This window comes from Candidatus Marifrigoribacter sp. Uisw_064 (assembly GCF_047730175.1).
GTDB lineage: Bacteria > Bacteroidota > Bacteroidia > Flavobacteriales > Flavobacteriaceae > Marifrigoribacter.
Window position 1 is genome coordinate 1495649 of sequence record NZ_CP159833.1, and the last position, 16067, is coordinate 1511715.

Consider the following 16067-nt stretch of genomic DNA (forward strand, 5'->3'; position numbering starts at 1 on the left):
TGAATAGATATAGACTTACTTAGCATTATGAAGAAAAAAATTATTATACCCATACTCACACTTGGTATATTTTTCACGACCGTTAGTTTTAAAAACGATTTTTTTGAAATAGCAAAGCAGATAGAAATATTTACTACGCTTTTTAAAGAATTAAACATGAATTATGTTGATGAAAACACACCGTCAACTCTAATGGATAAGGCGATTAAAGGAATGTTATCAGACCTAGATCCGTATACGGTTTATTGGAATGAGCAAGAGGTGGAAGATGCACGAATTAATAATTCTGGCGTATATACAGGAATTGGAGCTACTGTTAGAAATAAGGATAAACGATTAATAATTGTAGAGCCTTATAAAGGTTATCCGGCAGACAAAGCAGGCCTAAAAGCAGGAGATGAAATTATTAAAGTAGGAGGTATTCAGATTTCAGAGTATGAAGACGATCCAAGAGATTTAATAAAAGGAACTTCAGGATCCGCTGTTGAGGTAACTTATTTAAGACAAGGAAAAACACAAACAACAACGTTAACTAGAAGTGCAATTGATATTAATGCTGTTCCATTTTATAAATTAATCAACAATGATATTGGTTATATAGTGCTTTCAAAATTCAACAAAAAAACAACAATTGAAACCAAATCTGCCCTAGAAGATTTAAAATTACAAGGCGCAACTAAAATCATTTTGGATTTAAGAGGAAACCCTGGAGGATTGCTTAATGAAGCGATTAATGTAGTTAATTTATTTGTGCCAAAAGGCGAAACAATTACGACTACAAAATCTGTCATTAAAAAATATAACAAGATTTATAAAACGACAAGAGATCCAGTAGACACAGAAATCCCTTTAGTTGTTTTAGTAAATGGACGAAGCGCATCTGCAAGTGAGATTGTTTCTGGAGGCCTACAAGATTTAGACCGAGCGGTTATTGTAGGAGCGCGAAGTTTTGGAAAAGGACTAGTGCAAAGACCTAAAAAACTAACTTATGGAACCCAGTTAAAGGTGACTATTTCAAGATATTATACGCCAAGTGGTCGATGTATTCAAGCCTTAGATTATTGGAACCGTGATGAAAATGGCGATCCTGTTCGAGTAGATGCTAAAGAGTATAATGAGTACAAAACTAAAGGAGGAAGAACGGTGTATGATGGAGGAGGAATACTTCCAGATATTGAAGTTGAAACAGCAAAATTTAGCTCAATTACTACAGCGCTTTTAAAAGACAATGTGATATTCGATTATGCAACAGCGTATTATTATTCTCATGAACTATTAGATTGGAAAAATTTTAAATTTACAGATACCGACTTTCAAGACTTTAATCAGTTTTTAAAAACGAATGGATTTGAATATGAAACTGAAACTGAAAAGAAATTTGCTGAAGCTTTGAGAAGAGCAGAAGACGATCACTTGGATAAGGATATTGCTTCTAGTTATAAGCAGTTAATGGGTGCTTTAGATCAAGCAAAAGAAAAAGCGATAATGAATAAAAAGGCAGAACTAATGTCTTTATTAAGTGATGAGATTTTAAAACGTTATTTTTATAGAGAAGGTTTATATTTATATCAAATTGAACATAATCCTGAAATTTTAGAAGCAGTTTCAGTATTGAAGGATGATAAAAAATACAGCCGAATTTTAAAATAAATGCAAGAATTTCTTTTCTTTTTTGAAACCATGCCCATTTGGATGAAGGCCTTTTGGATATTTTTATGTATCGCTGTTTTTTGGTTGTTAGAAAACAGCTTTAGCTTATTCAAACTAGGCTATAAAAAATGGAAACATGCTTCAACAAATTTAATCCTTCTTGCCTTTGTAATGATTATCAATGCGGTATTTGGTGTTTTATTAACCTTAGTTTTTATTTGGTTAGAATCATCGAATTTTGGACTCCTACAATTATTTGAATCTCCAGTTTGGGTAAAATTATTAATTTCAATTTTAGCGCTCGATTTAATTGCACAGTATACAACCCATTATATTTTACATAAAGTAAAGTGGATGTGGCGACTTCATATGGTTCATCATAGCGATAAAAATGTAGATGTAACCTCAGGAACTCGACATCATCCTTTGGATTTTATTTTTAGAGAATTAATGGCATTAGGAGCTGTAGTTCTTTTAGGAATGCCAGTTTCATTTTACTTTTTCTATAGAATCATCACCATAGTATTTACTTATTTTAATCATTCAAATATGGCTTTGCCTTTATGGATTGATAAAGGACTTAGCTACATCATAGTATCCCCAAACATGCATAAATTCCATCACCATTATCAATTACCTTGGACCGATAGTAATTATGGAAATATGCTATCTATTTGGGATAGAATGTTTGGTACTTTTATGTATGGTGACCCTAAGGAAATTCAGTATGGATTAGATATTTCAGACCACATTGATGATGAAAACATAATCACTCAATTAAAAATTCCTTTTGATAAAACAGTTCAATCAAAAAAGTAAGAGTATTAATTTTCTTCAAAAGAATTGTTATATTTAGTGCTTTAATTAAAATTTATTCATGGTAGAACTAGCAGGAATCATCATATTAGGAATATTAGCACAATGGTTTGCTTGGAAATTTAAAATTCCAGCAATATTACCTCTACTGCTAATAGGCTTATTAGTAGGCCCTATAGCTGCTGAGTTTCTTTCAGAAGATGGTTCTAAATGGATTGAACCTATATGGAATGGAGAAGAAGGGCTATTTGCAGGGGAAAGTTTGTTTTATTTTGTTTCATTGGCCATTAGCATTATACTTTTTGAAGGAGGATTAACTCTACGTTTGAGTGAAGTTAAAAATGTTGGAAGTGTCATTACAAGGCTAATTACATTAGGTTCCATCATTACATTTTTTGGTGCAGGTATTGCTGTGCATTATATATTCAATTTAAGTTGGGAAATATCATACCTTTTTTCAGCATTGATCATAGTAACAGGACCTACGGTAATTACACCAATCTTAAGGAATATTCCACTTAAAAAGGATGTTTCAGCAATATTGAAATGGGAGGGAATTTTAATAGACCCTATTGGAGCTCTAGTTGCAGTACTAGTTTTTGAATTTATTAGTGTGGGTGGCGGTGGAGAATTTACTAAAACTGCTTTCATTGAATTTGGTAAGATTGTTTTATTTGGGTCTACCTTCGGATTTACATTCGCACATGCTTTAAATTTTGCGATAAATAAAAAATGGATTCCTCATTATCTATTAAATGTATTCGCTTTAGCTTCAGTATTGGGAGTTTTTGTATTGTCTGATAGTTTTGCACATGAATCAGGATTACTTGCAGTAGTAGTTATGGGAATGGTTTTAGGCGCTAGCAAGTCTAAATTTTTAGACGAACTACTATACTTCAAAGAATCTTTAAGTGTATTGCTTATTTCAATCTTATTCATATTGCTTTCTGCAAATATGAATATGGAAGAATTGTATTTGCTTTATAATTGGAAAACGGCTGTTTTGTTTGCAATCATCATTTTTGTGATAAGACCTTTGGGTGTTTTTGTAAGTACCTATAAATCTACTTTAAGTATTAATGAAAAATTATTTATAAGCTGGGTAGGACCTAGAGGTATTGTAGCTGCTGGTATTGCTTCATTATTTGGATTAAAATTAGCAAAGGAGGGAGTGCCTGGTGCTGAGTTTATTACGCCATTGGTTTTTATGGTGGTATTAGGGACTGTATTATTAAATGCAACGACGGCACGTTTATTTGCAAGGATTGTTGGTGTTTTTCTGAAGAAATCTGAGGGTATATTAATTATAGGGGCCTCTGAAGTTTCACGACTTATAGGTAAGTATCTAGATGATCATGATAGACATGTTGTTATAATAGATAGTAATCAAACGAATATAGGCTTAGCAAAAGAATTAGGGCTAGAAGCTTTAAATACAAATATCTATACAGATAACTTAAAAGATAATATTGAATTAAATGATGTAGGATTCATCATGGCTTTAACAGGAAATAAGGACATTAATAATTATGCAATTAATAAATACGGAACGCAATTTGGTGAAAATGGAGCCTATCGATTAGCAACTACTGAAGAAATGAACGACCCTAATAATAACTCTAAAGTTGGTCTATTTTCAAACACAGACGATTTTGAATTATTAACTAGAACCGCTAGAAAATTTCCACAGATTAACGAAATAATATTAAAAGATAAAACCCATTATGATAAGCTAATTGAGTTTACTAGAAATGATAAAGACAGTATTCCTCTATTTTTAAAAGATAAAGATGATGAATTAGAAATTATTTTGACCAATAGTGAAGAATTAAATAAAATTGAAAAAGGTTGGCAATTAGTATATTTGGGTAAACCTATAATATTAAAATAATTTATTTAATAAAATAACATTAGTGAAAGTAAAACGTTAAAGACAAAAACAAATTCCATTGAAAAAAATAATCACCACTTTTTTACTTGTATCTATATTAATGACGTTCTCTTGTTCAGATGATAAATCTAGAACGTGTACTACTTGTAACTCTCCACAAACAACTTCATTTGAGCTTTGTCAGGAATCTAATGGTAATGCATCTGTAAATGGTGAAAACACAGGAGTTAGTTATGCCGTTTACTTAGCGGATCTTGAGGCTGATGGAACCGTATGTGGATCTAATTAACTGCCAACATTGTCTGGGTTATACCCTAAATATTCTCCTTCTTTTTCAACAAAATTAACCCCATAATCTTCTAATTCTTTTAAGATAGGATCATAAATGTTTTTTAGAATAGGTAGTTGAACTCCATAGGTAGTGATTTCTTTATTAAGAATTTTAAGTGAAGCAATTGCAACGGGTAAACCTACTGTTTTTGCCATAGCGGTATAGGTTTGGTCATCTCCTTTAATAACCATGCTACTATCAATCTGGTGATTTTTACCGTCTAATTCATATCCAAATTTATGATACATCACTATCATGTCTTTATCCTCTTCATCTAAGGTCCATTTTTCCATCAATATTTTCTGAAGTGCTTGCGCTGGAGTTGCATTTTTAACATCAATAGTTTTAGTGCCATTAAATAGATCAAGGTCTAATAGTTTTTCCCATAAAAGATCATCTTGATCAATTTTTAAATTATGACGTAACTTTAATTCAACCGAATCGGTAGGAGAATAGGGTAAAAATAAATTAAGATATTCTCTATAAGTTAGTCCCTCAGAATTAGGAATGGTATAGCTGTCATCTGTCATTCCTAGTTGTACAAAGAAATTCCATGCTTTACTAAAACCAACTTTACGAATGGTTCCCCTATATAAAGTAAGGATGTCATTTAGACCATATATTGATCGGTATTTTAATGAATTTCTATTAGCATATACTTCAAATTTACCATAACCATCAACTTGTATAATTTCAGTTCTTCTAAATAAACGATGATAAGGAATGTATTTATTCTTCCCTTCTTGGATGAATTCTGCTGCACCTCCTTGGCCAGCCAATATTACATTTCTTGGGTTCCATGTAAACTTATAATTCCAAAGATTTGTGTCGCTTTCAGGAGCAATTAATCCACCGGTAAACGATTCAAATAAAAGCATTTTACCTCCTTTATCACGAATACGGTCAATAACTTGCATAGCGCTCATATGATCTATGCCTGGATCTAATCCAATTTCATTCATAAAGACTAATTCTTTAGCCTTAGCTTTTGCATTTAAACCTTGCATCTCTTTGCTAATATAGGATGCAGTAACAAGGTGCTTACCATAAGTAAGACAATCTTTTGCAACTTCCATATGATAACGTGCAGGCAGCATAGAGATTACTAGATTACTGCTTTGCACTGCTTCAGTTCTTTGCTTGTCATTAAATACATCCAATAAAATACCTTTTGCATTTGGGTGATCTTTAGTGAATTTCTGGGCAGAGTTTAATGAAATATCACCAATAGTTATAAATAGGTTTTCAGATTGAGACTTATCTAATAAATACTTTATTAAACTTGTAGCAGAACGTCCAGCACCTATAATTAATATATTTCTCATTCCTGTTATTTTCGTAGATTTGGGATTAAATTATGTTGTAGCGAAAGTACTAAATAGTAAACGTTTCTTATGGAAAACTTTAATAAAAAAATTGTTGTAATTGCTGCTTTTTTAGGAGCATTAACTATTGCAATTGGAGCTTTTGGAGCACATGGGTTAAAAGAATTAGTTGATGCCAATGCATTAAAATCTTTTGAAACAGGGGTGCGTTATCAAATGTATCATATTATTGTCCTTTTAGTCATTGGATTAACCCCAATTATCCCTTTAAAAGTTAAAAAAACTATCTTTTTATTTTTTATTATTGGAATCTTGCTTTTTTCAGGCTCTATATATTTACTTTCTTTAAATGCAATTCTTCCTTTTAATGCAAAGTCAATAGCGTTTATAACACCAATAGGCGGTCTATCATTTATTATTGGTTGGTTCTATTTGTGTTATAGTTTTTCTAAAATAAAATGATTCATATTTATATAATTTTAAATCGTCTATCTATGTTAGATTTATTATTTTTGTAGACCTCAACAATTAATAAAAGTTATGGTCGACAAAAACCAAACTACTAAAATAATTTCGTTAACAAAATACGGGATCCAGAATGCAACTATTAATTATCAACTTTCATCGCAACAACTTCACGATGAAACAATAAAAAAAGGACAAGGTAAAGAATCCAGTACTGGTGCACTTGCAGTTAATACTGGTGAGTTTACTGGTAGATCGCCGAAGGACCGATTTATTGTTAAAGATGAGATTACTGAGGATAAAATATGGTGGGGAGATATAAATATTCCTTTTTCTTCTGAAAAATTTGATGCGCTTTATGATAAGGTAGCTGAATATCTTTCAGAAAAAGAACTATATGTTCGAGACAGTTATGTGTGTGCAGATGATAATTACAAGCTAAATATTAGAGTAATCAACGAATATCCTTGGTCTAACATGTTTTCTTATAATATGTTTTTACGTCCAACGGAAAAAGAACTTGAAGGATTTGATCCTGAATGGTTAGTTGTAAACGCTCCTGGATTTATGTCCGTTGCTGATGAGGACGGAACAAGACAACATAATTTTGCTATTTTAAATTTTACTAAAAAAATTGCATTAATAGGGGGTACTGGTTATACAGGTGAAATAAAGAAAGGTATTTTTTCTGCGTTGAATTTTATTTTACCAGTTTTTAAGAATACGTTACCAATGCACTGTTCTGCTAATGTAGGTGAAAAAGGGGATACTGCTATTTTCTTTGGTCTTTCAGGTACAGGTAAAACAACATTATCCGCAGACCCAGATAGAAAACTAATTGGAGATGATGAACACGGATGGACAGCAGAAAACACTGTTTTTAATTTTGAAGGAGGTTGTTACGCTAAAGTAATTGATCTTTCTGAAGAAAACGAACCAGAAATTTACCACGCTATTAAACCTGGTGCTATTCTTGAAAATATTATAATGGATGAGAATGGTGAAGTAGATTTTAATGATACTTCAATTACGCCAAATACACGAGTGAGTTACCCAATATATCATATCGATAATATTCAAGTACCTTCTATAGGTAGAAATCCAAAGAATATTTTCTTTTTAACTGCTGATGCGTTTGGAGTATTGCCTCCAATTTCTAAACTAACGCCAGGACAAGCTGCATATCACTTTATTAGCGGATATACAGCAAAGGTAGCCGGTACTGAAGAAGGAATCGATGAGCCATTGCCAAGTTTTTCTGCTTGTTTTGGAGCACCATTTATGCCATTACATCCTACAAAATATGCTGAGATGTTAAGTAAAAAAATGCAAGAGGCAGATGTAAATGTTTGGCTAATTAATACGGGTTGGACAGGGGGTTCATACGGGGTTGGAAAACGCATGAAACTAAAATATACAAGAGCAATGATAACAGCTGCTTTAGAGGGTGACTTAGACAATATTACTTTCAAAAAGCATCCAATATTTGGGCTCAAGATACCTCAATCTTGTACTAATGTTCCTTCTGAAGTATTAAATCCAAAAGATACTTGGTTAGATAAAGAAGGGTATGACGTTAAAGCAAAAGAACTATCAGCTTCCTTTAAAAAGAACTTCGAGCAGTTTGAAGAATATGCAAATGAAGAGATATTAGCAGGAGCACCTTGTTAATAAACTAAAATTATCTTAATAAAAAAAGGCGCTAAATTTTAGCGCCTTTTTTATTACTATATAAGAAGTATTATTTACGTTTATTTATTTTAATGATATATTTTTCAAGAGCCATTGTCATTGAAGGTGTTTCAGGAGTTGGAGCTTGAATGTCAACGCGCAATCCTTTTTCAGTAGCTGCTTTTACCGTTGTGTTTCCAAACACTGCAATTCGAGTATCATTTTGCTCAAAATCTGGAAAATTTTCGAATAAGGATTTTATTCCGCTAGGGCTAAAAAACACCAAGATATCGTAGTACACATTCCTTAATCCAGAAAGGTCACTAACCACAGTTTTATAAAAAGTTGCTTGTTTCCAATCTAATTTTAGTTCATTAAGTAAATTAGGTACTTCAGGCTTTAATTTATCCGAAGAAGGCAATAAAAATTTTTCAGTTTTATATTTCTTTATAAGCGGTGAAAGTTCAGTAAATGTTCTTTTCCCCACATAAATCTTTCTTTTTCTATAGACTACATACTTTTGAAGGTAATATGCCACAGCTTCACTTTGGCAAAAATACTTCATAGCATCTGGCACTTTAAATCGTAACTCTTCAGCAATTCTAAAATAATGATCAACTGCATTTCTACTAGTTAAAATTATTGCTGTATAGTTAGATAAATCTACTTTTTGTGAACGTACATCTTTCCCTGTAACTCCTTCTACATGTATAAAAGGTACAAAGTCTATTTTCACCTTTTGCTTTTCAATTAAATCGAAATAAGGGGAGTTTTCAACTTTAGGCTCAGGTTGCGAAACTAATATAGTTTTCACTTTCATAAATCACAGTGTTTAATAACCAGTTTAATATTTATACTAGTGTTATATATAGTATAATAAAAGGTGAAATTTCAAGAGCGCAAAGGTACAAAATAAAATAAAAAAAATTGTTTAAAATGTTATTTTTGTATGTCTTGTAACTATAAATCAAAGAAATGGCATTAAAAAAGACAATGCAAGTGGCTAAAATGATAAGGACTACTTTGCTTGGTTCTATTATGTAATAGAATAAAATATTAGCTAAAAATAACAACAAAGCAAGGAAGTTTTTATAACTTAATTTTAAATAAATGTATTGATTTATAATACCTTCAATTGAAAAAATAACACTAATAATCTTCTCAACACTCATTTTAATAAGTATAAAAACGGTATATCCAGTCAAGATTTGAATAAATAGCCAAGAATTTCCACTTGTTTTATTCTCAAAAAATAAAAAAATAAACAAGGAGGCCACGCATACCTGTACAATAAAAAGAAGTAAGTTAAAAGGATGTATTATTAAGTCGTTCTTCCCCTGTATTAAAAAATACTTATTAGTTAAAGGAAGTAATATAAATTCTTCAAAACGTTTTGGATATAGGTATTTTGCTAAAGCGATAACAATAAAACAGCTAACCAATATTAATGTGACCCAATCTAAAGATTCTATATGTCTTTCTATCAATTTTAAAACTTATAAAGTGGCTATAAAGGTACTGTAAATATAATTTTGAAAAGAAGGCTTCATTTACAATTTCATTCACATTTATTTGCCTGAAAAAAGGTACATTTGCTTATAAAATTTGAGTATGTCTAAAGCCTTAGTGGTGATACCAACTTACAATGAATCTGAGAATATTGAACGTATAATTCATGCTATTTTCTCGTTAGAACATTCGTTCGATATTTTGGTGGTAGATGATAATTCTCCAGATGGCACAGCAAGTTTGGTGAAAACTCTTAGTAAAGAATTTCCAAATCAGATTTATTTAGAAGAAAGAAAAGGCAAATTAGGACTGGGCACCGCTTATATTCATGGATTTAAATGGGCTTTAAATAGGGACTATGATTATATCTTTGAAATGGATGCCGATTTTTCTCATAATCCAAATGATCTAATTAAATTATTCGATGCATGTCATATGCAAGGATTTGATATGGCAATTGGATCTCGTTATAAAACAGGAGTAAATGTTGTAAATTGGCCTATGTCAAGAGTGTTGTTATCTTGGTTAGCTTCAAAGTATGTTAGGCTTATAACAGGCATGGATATTTGTGATACAACCGCTGGATTTATTTGCTATAAACGCGCTGTTTTAGAAAAAATAAATTTAGAAAAAATTCAATTTGTAGGATATGCATTTCAAATAGAAATGAAATTTAAAACCTATTTAAATAAATTTAAAATTATTGAAATACCTGTAATTTTTACAGATAGAATAAAAGGAGAGTCTAAAATGAGTGGGGGTATTATTTCTGAAGCAATATTTGGAGTGATGTCCATGAAGTTTAAAAGTCTTTTTACTAAATATGAAATTTAAAAAAGGAGTACCTCTAAAACCCCTTTTAATTAAGATAAACGATTAGTTTAAAAAAATAAATGAAGACCACATTAATTAAGAACGCAAGCATTGTAAACGAAGGAAAGATTTTTATCGGAGATGTCCTTATTCAAAATGATTGTATCGTAGATGTTGCAGAAAGTATCAGTGTAAAAAATGCTGAAACGATAGTGGTTGAAGCAGATGGTTGTTTCTTACTTCCAGGAATGATAGATGATCAAGTACATTTTAGAGAACCAGGACTAACACATAAAGCAACAATAGAAACTGAATCTAAAGCTGCAGTAGCTGGTGGAATTACGACTTTTATTGAAATGCCCAATACCGTTCCTCAAGCGACAACAATCGATTTGTTAGAGGAAAAATTTGAAATTGCAAAGAATACATCTTGGGCAAATTATTCATTTATGTTTGGAGGCACCAATGATAACTTAGATGAAATATTAAAGGTTGATGAACAAAAAGTTGCAGGACTTAAGTTATTTTTAGGTTCTTCAACAGGAAATATGTTGGTGGATGATCCAGAAGTGTTGGAAGAAATTTTCAAAAAAACAAACCTTCTTATTTCAGTTCATTGTGAAGATGAAGCTACTATTAAAAAGAATCTTGACACTTATTTAAATGAATATGGTGAAGATATTCCGATAGAATTACACCCAAAAATTCGAAGTGAAGAAGCTTGTTATTTATCTTCTTCAAAAGCAATAAAATTAGCAAAAAAAACAGGAGCTAGATTGCACGTATTTCATGTGTCTACGGCAAAAGAAACAAGTCTATTTTCAAAAAGGAAACCGCTAGCAGAAAAGAAAATAACTTCAGAAGTTTGTATCCATCATTTATGGTTTACGGATGAAGATTATGCTTCTAAAGGAACAAAAATAAAGTGGAATCCTGCTGTAAAAACTAAAAAAGACCAAGAAGGATTATGGAAAGCGTTACTGAGTGATAGAATAGATGTCATAGCAACAGATCATGCGCCACATACCTTAGATGAAAAATCGAATGTGTACACAAAAGCTCCTTCAGGAGGGCCTTTAGTACAACATGCTTTAGTAGCATTATTAGAAATGCATCATAGAGGTAGAATTTCATTAGAAAAAATTGTAGAAAAAACGGCTCATAATCCAGCGATACTTTTTCAGATAAAAGACCGTGGATATATTAGAAAAGGATATAAAGCAGACTTAGTGTTAGTTAATTTGAATGCTCCTTGGACAGTAAATAAAGATAATATTTTATACAAATGTGGTTGGTCACCATTTGAAGGAACTACATTTAAGTCAAGGATAACTCATACATTTGTAAATGGAGTGCTGACCTATCATAACTTTAAATTTCCAAATAAAAGCATACCTGAACGTTTAACGTTTAACAGATAATAATGAATTTAACTAAGCGTCAATATTTTTTTTCTTCTAAAAATCAATGGATATTTTTGAGTCTATTAATGGTTTTTATATATAGTTGTCAAGATGTAAAAATGCCAGAACGTCCTGAGAACCTTATATCAGAAGATAAAATTGTAAAAATTTATACGGATGCTTATATCAATAATGCAGCTAAAAATGTAAATAATAAACTACTTATGGAGTCTGGGGTAAAATTAGATTCCATATTGTATGAAAAATATAATATAGATAGCCTTCAATTTGCAAAGAGTAATGCTTATTATTCTTCAGATTTATCAAACTATGCGACTCTTTTTACAAGAGTTGATCTACGGTTAAAAGGTCTTCAGATAAGAACAGAAAGTTTAGTTCTTGAAGAAGAAATTCGAGCTGAAGAAGCATTGTGTGATTCATTGTTCCCAAAAGATACATTACAAGTGAACGCTATAAAAGCAGATACACTTCTAATAACCCCAGTAAAAGTAGGCACAACGTTTATTTCGCCTGTAATAAGTGATTAAGATTTACGTAGGTAATTTTCGCAAACTCTTTGTAAGGTTTCATCTATAGGGGAAAATTTAAAATCAAGATTATTTTTAATTTTTTCAGAAGAATAAGAAGTCGTAGTATATAATGAAGGTACCATTCCTTTAATAAATTTTATTTTGGTTTTAAAAAGTGTATGCATGAGCCAATCGAAATTACAATACATTAAAAGCGCCCACTTCGGGATTCCTTTTTTAGGTCCTTTTTTCTGAAAGTTAGCAGCTATTTTTGTAAGTAAATTTTGATAGCTTGAATTTTCTCCAACAAGAATAAAATGGTCGTTTGTAATATCACTCTTCATTAAACTCATCATTGCCTTTACCACATCTTGAACATCTACGAGGCCAACACCACCAGTAGTATAGTAAGGTATTCCTTTATAGGAATTATTAAAAATACTGCTGCTAGTTGAGCTCCAATGACCAGAACCCAATATCAAACCAGGTTTAACAATCACTGCATTTAAACCCTCTTGTGTGCCTCTCCAGACTTCCATGTCGGCACCCTGCTTCGTGATAGCATACACACTAGTATCGTCTTCGGGATTATATTCGTTTTCTTCGTTAATTAATGCTTCATTTTTTGCAGCACCTAAGGTTGCTATAGAACTTACATGACACAATTTTTTAATTTGATACGACAAACATAAGTTTACAATATTTGCAGTGCCTTCAACATTCGTTTTTAAAAGCGTTGAAAAATGTTTAGGATTAAAACTTATAAATGCAGCGGTATGATACACCTCTGTTATTCCTTTAAAAGCGAGTTCTAACACAGGAACATCCGTAATATTTGCTTCTACCCATTCTATTTTATTGAACTGTTCTTCGGAATCAATATCGTAATAAGAAAATACTTTTTTAACCCTATTGAAGTTACTAGATTTTCTATGGATGGCACGCACTTTATTTCCTTCTTTCAGAAGAAAATACAACAAGTGTGAACCTAGTAAACCAGTACCTCCTGTAACTAATATCATATTTCAAAAATACTCTTTTTTACAATACGCTTTTGTTTTAAGATACATCCGTCTATCTTTACACCGAAACACTATTTTATATTAAGGAAGTGTGAACCTTACACTTTATTTATTCGTTTTTTTACTGAATTTATAAAAACGAATAAAATTATGTAGGTTTGTCAAAAATTATTAAAAAAAGATGCCAAAAAATTTCATAACAGAGCTTCAATGGAGAGGGATGATTCACGATGTGATGCCTGATACAGAAACCCATTTAAATGAGCAAATGCGTTCAGCATATGTAGGTTTTGACCCTACAGCAGATTCGCTTCATATTGGAAATTTAGTTCCTATTATGCTATTGGCACATTATCAACGTTGTGGCCATCGTCCTATTGCTTTAGTAGGTGGTGCGACCGGAATGATTGGAGATCCTTCTGGAAAATCGAGTGAGCGAAATTTATTAGATGAAAAAACACTGCGTCATAACCAAGAATGTGTTCGCAACCAATTGGCTCAATTTTTAGATTTTTCTTCAGGAGTAGAAAATGAAGCTGTCATGGTGAATAATTATGACTGGATGAAAGAATTTTCATTTCTTGACTTTATACGTGATGTTGGAAAACATATCACTGTAAATTATATGATGGCAAAAGATTCAGTAAAAAGTCGTTTAACAGGAGAAGGTGCAGACGGTATGTCTTTTACAGAGTTTACCTATCAAATGGTTCAAGGCTATGATTTTCTTCATTTATATAAAAACTTAGCCTGTACCCTACAAATGGGTGGAAGTGATCAATGGGGAAATATTACAACTGGAACCGAATTAATTCGTCGAATAGGTGGAGGAAAAGGCTATGCTTTAACCTGTCCGCTTATTACAAAAAGTGATGGCTCTAAATTTGGTAAAAGTGAAGGCGGAAATATTTGGTTAGATGCTAAACGTACTTCTCCCTATAAATTTTATCAATATTGGTTAAATACAAGCGATGAAGACGCGGAAAAGTATATTAAAATATTTACTTTTTTAGATCAAGAAACAATTGAAGCATTAGTTAAAGAACAACAAGAGGCTCCTCATATGCGTGCACTACAAAAGCGTTTAGCAGAAGAAGTAACGAATACGGTTCATGGTGAAGAGGCCTATGATAAAGCGATTAAGGCTTCAAACATATTGTTTGGTAAATCAACTTCGGAAGATTTAAAAAACCTAGATACTGAAACGTTTTTAGATGTATTTGAAGGAGTTCCTCAAGCTGAAATTCCTGCTTCGGAAATAGAAAACGGTTTTAATATTATAGACGCTCTAGCATCAAGTACTGGTTTTTTAAAATCGAACGGAGAAGCGAGAAGAGCATTAAAAGAAAATTCGATTTCTGTGAACAAAGAGAAGGTGAATGATACTTTTCAAATTACTTCAGAACATACATTAAACGAAAAATTTGTATTGCTTCAAAGAGGTAAGAAAAACTATTTCATTATAAAATTAGTATAATACAAATTCTCATTTAAAATTAGTTTAAAATCCAAGGCTCCAAGTTTTATTAAAACTTGGAGCCTTTTCAAACTAACTAACTATTCATGAAAGTGAATCAATAAATCTATTATAAATAGACTTATTTTCTTCTTCATAAATTCCTTCAAAGAAATTAGTCGGATATCTTTATTAATTCTTACAAGTATTTTATAAAATATTATATTATAATTTTTACTTCCTTTATCTTTATCCATAAACATTAAAATTAGTATATGAAATCTGTTTTAATTACGGGAGGTTCAGGGTTAATAGGAACAACATTAAGTAATAAGTTACTTGAAAAGGGATATAAAGTTTCTCATTTAAGTAGATCAAAATCTAATAATGGGCAGATTAATTCCTACATATGGGATTATCAAACAAATTATATAGACCCAGCATCAATTAAAACAGCAGATTACATAATTCATCTTGCTGGAGCAGGAGTTGCAGATAAGCGATGGAGCGAAAGTCAGAAAAAAGTGATTATAGAGAGTCGTGTAAAAACAGCCGAATTAATTTTTGAGGAAGTTAAAAAGCAGAACAAATTTATTAAAGCATATATCACAGCTTCGGGTGTTGGATATTATGGATCAATAAATTCAGAAAAAATTGCAAAAGAAGAAGATGAAAGCCATAATGATTTTCTGGGGAATGTATGTTTGCAATGGGAACAAAGCGCTGAACCATTTAAAGAACGAGGAATTAGAACGGTTGCCTTAAGAACAGGTTTGGTGCTTTCAGGAAATGGTGGCGCTTTAAGTAAATTAGTCCCATCTTTTAAATTTGGACTTGGTTCGGCAATAGGAGCAGGCACTCAAAATGTAGCTTGGATTCATATGAATGACTTATGCGATATATACATAAAAGCGATTGAAGATGAAAAAATGGAGGGCGCCTATAATACAGTTGCTCCCGACCATGTTACAAATATGGAGTTTTCAAAAGCTATAGCCAAGGTGTTAAAAAAACCCTTTTGGCTTCCAAAAATACCAGGCTTTGTTCTTAAAACAATATTAGGAGAAATGTCTGTAATACTTTTAAAAGGGATGCGTGTCTCCTCAAAAAAAATAATTGATTCGGGATTTAATTTTTCATACCCAACATTAAACAAAGCATTAATCCATTTATTAAATAAATAGA

At 31.6% G+C, this 16067-nt stretch carries 15 protein-coding genes; 11 read left to right on the forward strand and 4 right to left on the reverse strand.

Translation table 11 applies throughout. The features are described 5' to 3' along the window. Nucleotides 1–27: 27 nt before the first annotated feature. From ABXT64_RS06745 to ABXT64_RS06760, 4 genes are read left to right on the forward strand one after another with little or no spacing between them, the layout of a single operon-like run. A complete protein-coding gene (locus ABXT64_RS06745) occupies nt 28–1650 on the forward strand; it encodes a S41 family peptidase (RefSeq protein WP_443632171.1) in 1623 nt (540 codons plus the stop codon). Further along, complete coding sequence (locus ABXT64_RS06750) at nt 1651–2469, forward strand: sterol desaturase family protein (RefSeq protein WP_443632172.1); 819 nt, start codon at nt 1651–1653, stop codon at nt 2467–2469. It begins immediately after the preceding gene. A gap of 58 nt (nt 2470–2527) precedes the next feature. Then, entirely contained in the window at nt 2528–4357 is a 1830-nt protein-coding gene (locus ABXT64_RS06755) for a cation:proton antiporter (RefSeq protein ID WP_443632173.1), read from the forward strand. Nucleotides 4358–4415: 58 nt separating this feature from the next. Further along, nucleotides 4416–4646 (forward strand): hypothetical protein, encoded by a 231-nt coding sequence (locus ABXT64_RS06760; protein ID WP_443632174.1) that lies wholly within the window; start codon nt 4416–4418, stop codon nt 4644–4646. On the opposite strand, the gene ABXT64_RS06765 is transcribed toward ABXT64_RS06760, so the two are convergent. Beyond that, entirely contained in the window at nt 4643–6013 is a 1371-nt protein-coding gene (locus ABXT64_RS06765; protein WP_443632175.1) for a saccharopine dehydrogenase family protein, read from the reverse strand. The two genes, ABXT64_RS06760 and ABXT64_RS06765, sit on opposite strands and share 4 nt — an antisense overlap. A 69-nt stretch (nt 6014–6082) precedes the next feature. Between ABXT64_RS06765 and ABXT64_RS06770 the strand changes: the two genes are divergently transcribed. Both ABXT64_RS06770 and pckA read left to right on the forward strand, forming a co-directional pair. Then, complete coding sequence (locus ABXT64_RS06770) at nt 6083–6475, forward strand: DUF423 domain-containing protein (RefSeq protein ID WP_443632176.1); 393 nt, start codon at nt 6083–6085, stop codon at nt 6473–6475. Between the two features lie 78 nt (nt 6476–6553). Then, nucleotides 6554–8149 (forward strand): phosphoenolpyruvate carboxykinase (ATP), encoded by a 1596-nt coding sequence (gene pckA, locus ABXT64_RS06775; RefSeq protein WP_443632177.1) that lies wholly within the window; start codon nt 6554–6556, stop codon nt 8147–8149. A 70-nt stretch (nt 8150–8219) separates the two neighbouring features. Here the strand turns inward: pckA and ABXT64_RS06780 are convergent, their stop codons facing one another. After that, complete coding sequence (locus ABXT64_RS06780; RefSeq protein WP_443632178.1) at nt 8220–8969, reverse strand: uroporphyrinogen-III synthase; 750 nt, start codon at nt 8967–8969, stop codon at nt 8220–8222. Between the two features lie 31 nt (nt 8970–9000). Then, entirely contained in the window at nt 9001–9636 is a 636-nt protein-coding gene (locus ABXT64_RS06785) for a DUF4271 domain-containing protein (RefSeq protein ID WP_443632179.1), read from the reverse strand. A 124-nt stretch (nt 9637–9760) separates the two neighbouring features. Between ABXT64_RS06785 and ABXT64_RS06790 the strand changes: the two genes are divergently transcribed. From ABXT64_RS06790 to ABXT64_RS06800, 3 genes are read left to right on the forward strand one after another with little or no spacing between them, the layout of a single operon-like run. Further along, nucleotides 9761–10492, forward strand: coding sequence for a polyprenol monophosphomannose synthase (locus tag ABXT64_RS06790; protein WP_443632180.1), 732 nt, complete (start codon nt 9761–9763; stop codon nt 10490–10492). Nucleotides 10493–10551: 59 nt separating this feature from the next. Beyond that, on the forward strand, nt 10552–11892 hold the full coding sequence (locus ABXT64_RS06795) for a dihydroorotase (protein WP_443632181.1): 1341 nt from the start codon (nt 10552–10554) through the stop codon (nt 11890–11892). Nucleotides 11893–11894: 2 nt separating this feature from the next. Further along, complete coding sequence (locus tag ABXT64_RS06800) at nt 11895–12422, forward strand: DUF4296 domain-containing protein (RefSeq protein WP_443632182.1); 528 nt, start codon at nt 11895–11897, stop codon at nt 12420–12422. Here ABXT64_RS06800 and ABXT64_RS06805 read toward each other — a convergent pair. After that, complete coding sequence (locus tag ABXT64_RS06805) at nt 12419–13426, reverse strand: NAD-dependent epimerase/dehydratase family protein (protein WP_443632183.1); 1008 nt, start codon at nt 13424–13426, stop codon at nt 12419–12421. The two genes, ABXT64_RS06800 and ABXT64_RS06805, sit on opposite strands and share 4 nt — an antisense overlap. A gap of 181 nt (nt 13427–13607) precedes the next feature. Here ABXT64_RS06805 and tyrS point away from each other — a divergent pair, with 181 nt between their 5' ends. Continuing rightward, nucleotides 13608–14903 carry a tyrosine--tRNA ligase gene (gene tyrS, locus ABXT64_RS06810; RefSeq protein WP_443632184.1) on the forward strand — a complete coding sequence of 432 codons (1296 nt, stop codon included), beginning with the start codon at nt 13608–13610 and terminating at the stop codon, nt 14901–14903. Nucleotides 14904–15157: 254 nt separating this feature from the next. Continuing rightward, complete coding sequence (locus ABXT64_RS06815) at nt 15158–16066, forward strand: TIGR01777 family oxidoreductase (RefSeq protein ID WP_443632185.1); 909 nt, start codon at nt 15158–15160, stop codon at nt 16064–16066. Nucleotide 16067 lies beyond the last annotated feature (1 nt).

Excerpts from the sequence above, each read along its gene's own strand:
- ABXT64_RS06745 (WP_443632171.1), top strand. The coding sequence starts at position 28 with ATGAAGAAAAAAATTATTATACCCATACTCACACTTGGTATATTTTTC.
- ABXT64_RS06750 (WP_443632172.1), top strand. The coding sequence starts at position 1,651 with ATGCAAGAATTTCTTTTCTTTTTTGAAACCATGCCCATTTGGATGAAG.
- ABXT64_RS06755 (WP_443632173.1), top strand. The coding sequence starts at position 2,528 with ATGGTAGAACTAGCAGGAATCATCATATTAGGAATATTAGCACAATGG.
- ABXT64_RS06765 (WP_443632175.1), bottom strand. The coding sequence starts at position 6,013 with ATGAGAAATATATTAATTATAGGTGCTGGACGTTCTGCTACAAGTTTA.
- ABXT64_RS06770 (WP_443632176.1), top strand. The coding sequence starts at position 6,083 with ATGGAAAACTTTAATAAAAAAATTGTTGTAATTGCTGCTTTTTTAGGA.
- pckA (WP_443632177.1), top strand. The coding sequence starts at position 6,554 with ATGGTCGACAAAAACCAAACTACTAAAATAATTTCGTTAACAAAATAC.
- ABXT64_RS06780 (WP_443632178.1), bottom strand. The coding sequence starts at position 8,969 with ATGAAAGTGAAAACTATATTAGTTTCGCAACCTGAGCCTAAAGTTGAA.
- ABXT64_RS06790 (WP_443632180.1), top strand. The coding sequence starts at position 9,761 with ATGTCTAAAGCCTTAGTGGTGATACCAACTTACAATGAATCTGAGAAT.
- ABXT64_RS06795 (WP_443632181.1), top strand. The coding sequence starts at position 10,552 with ATGAAGACCACATTAATTAAGAACGCAAGCATTGTAAACGAAGGAAAG.
- ABXT64_RS06800 (WP_443632182.1), top strand. The coding sequence starts at position 11,895 with ATGAATTTAACTAAGCGTCAATATTTTTTTTCTTCTAAAAATCAATGG.
- ABXT64_RS06805 (WP_443632183.1), bottom strand. The coding sequence starts at position 13,426 with ATGATATTAGTTACAGGAGGTACTGGTTTACTAGGTTCACACTTGTTG.
- tyrS (WP_443632184.1), top strand. The coding sequence starts at position 13,608 with ATGCCAAAAAATTTCATAACAGAGCTTCAATGGAGAGGGATGATTCAC.
- ABXT64_RS06815 (WP_443632185.1), top strand. The coding sequence starts at position 15,158 with ATGAAATCTGTTTTAATTACGGGAGGTTCAGGGTTAATAGGAACAACA.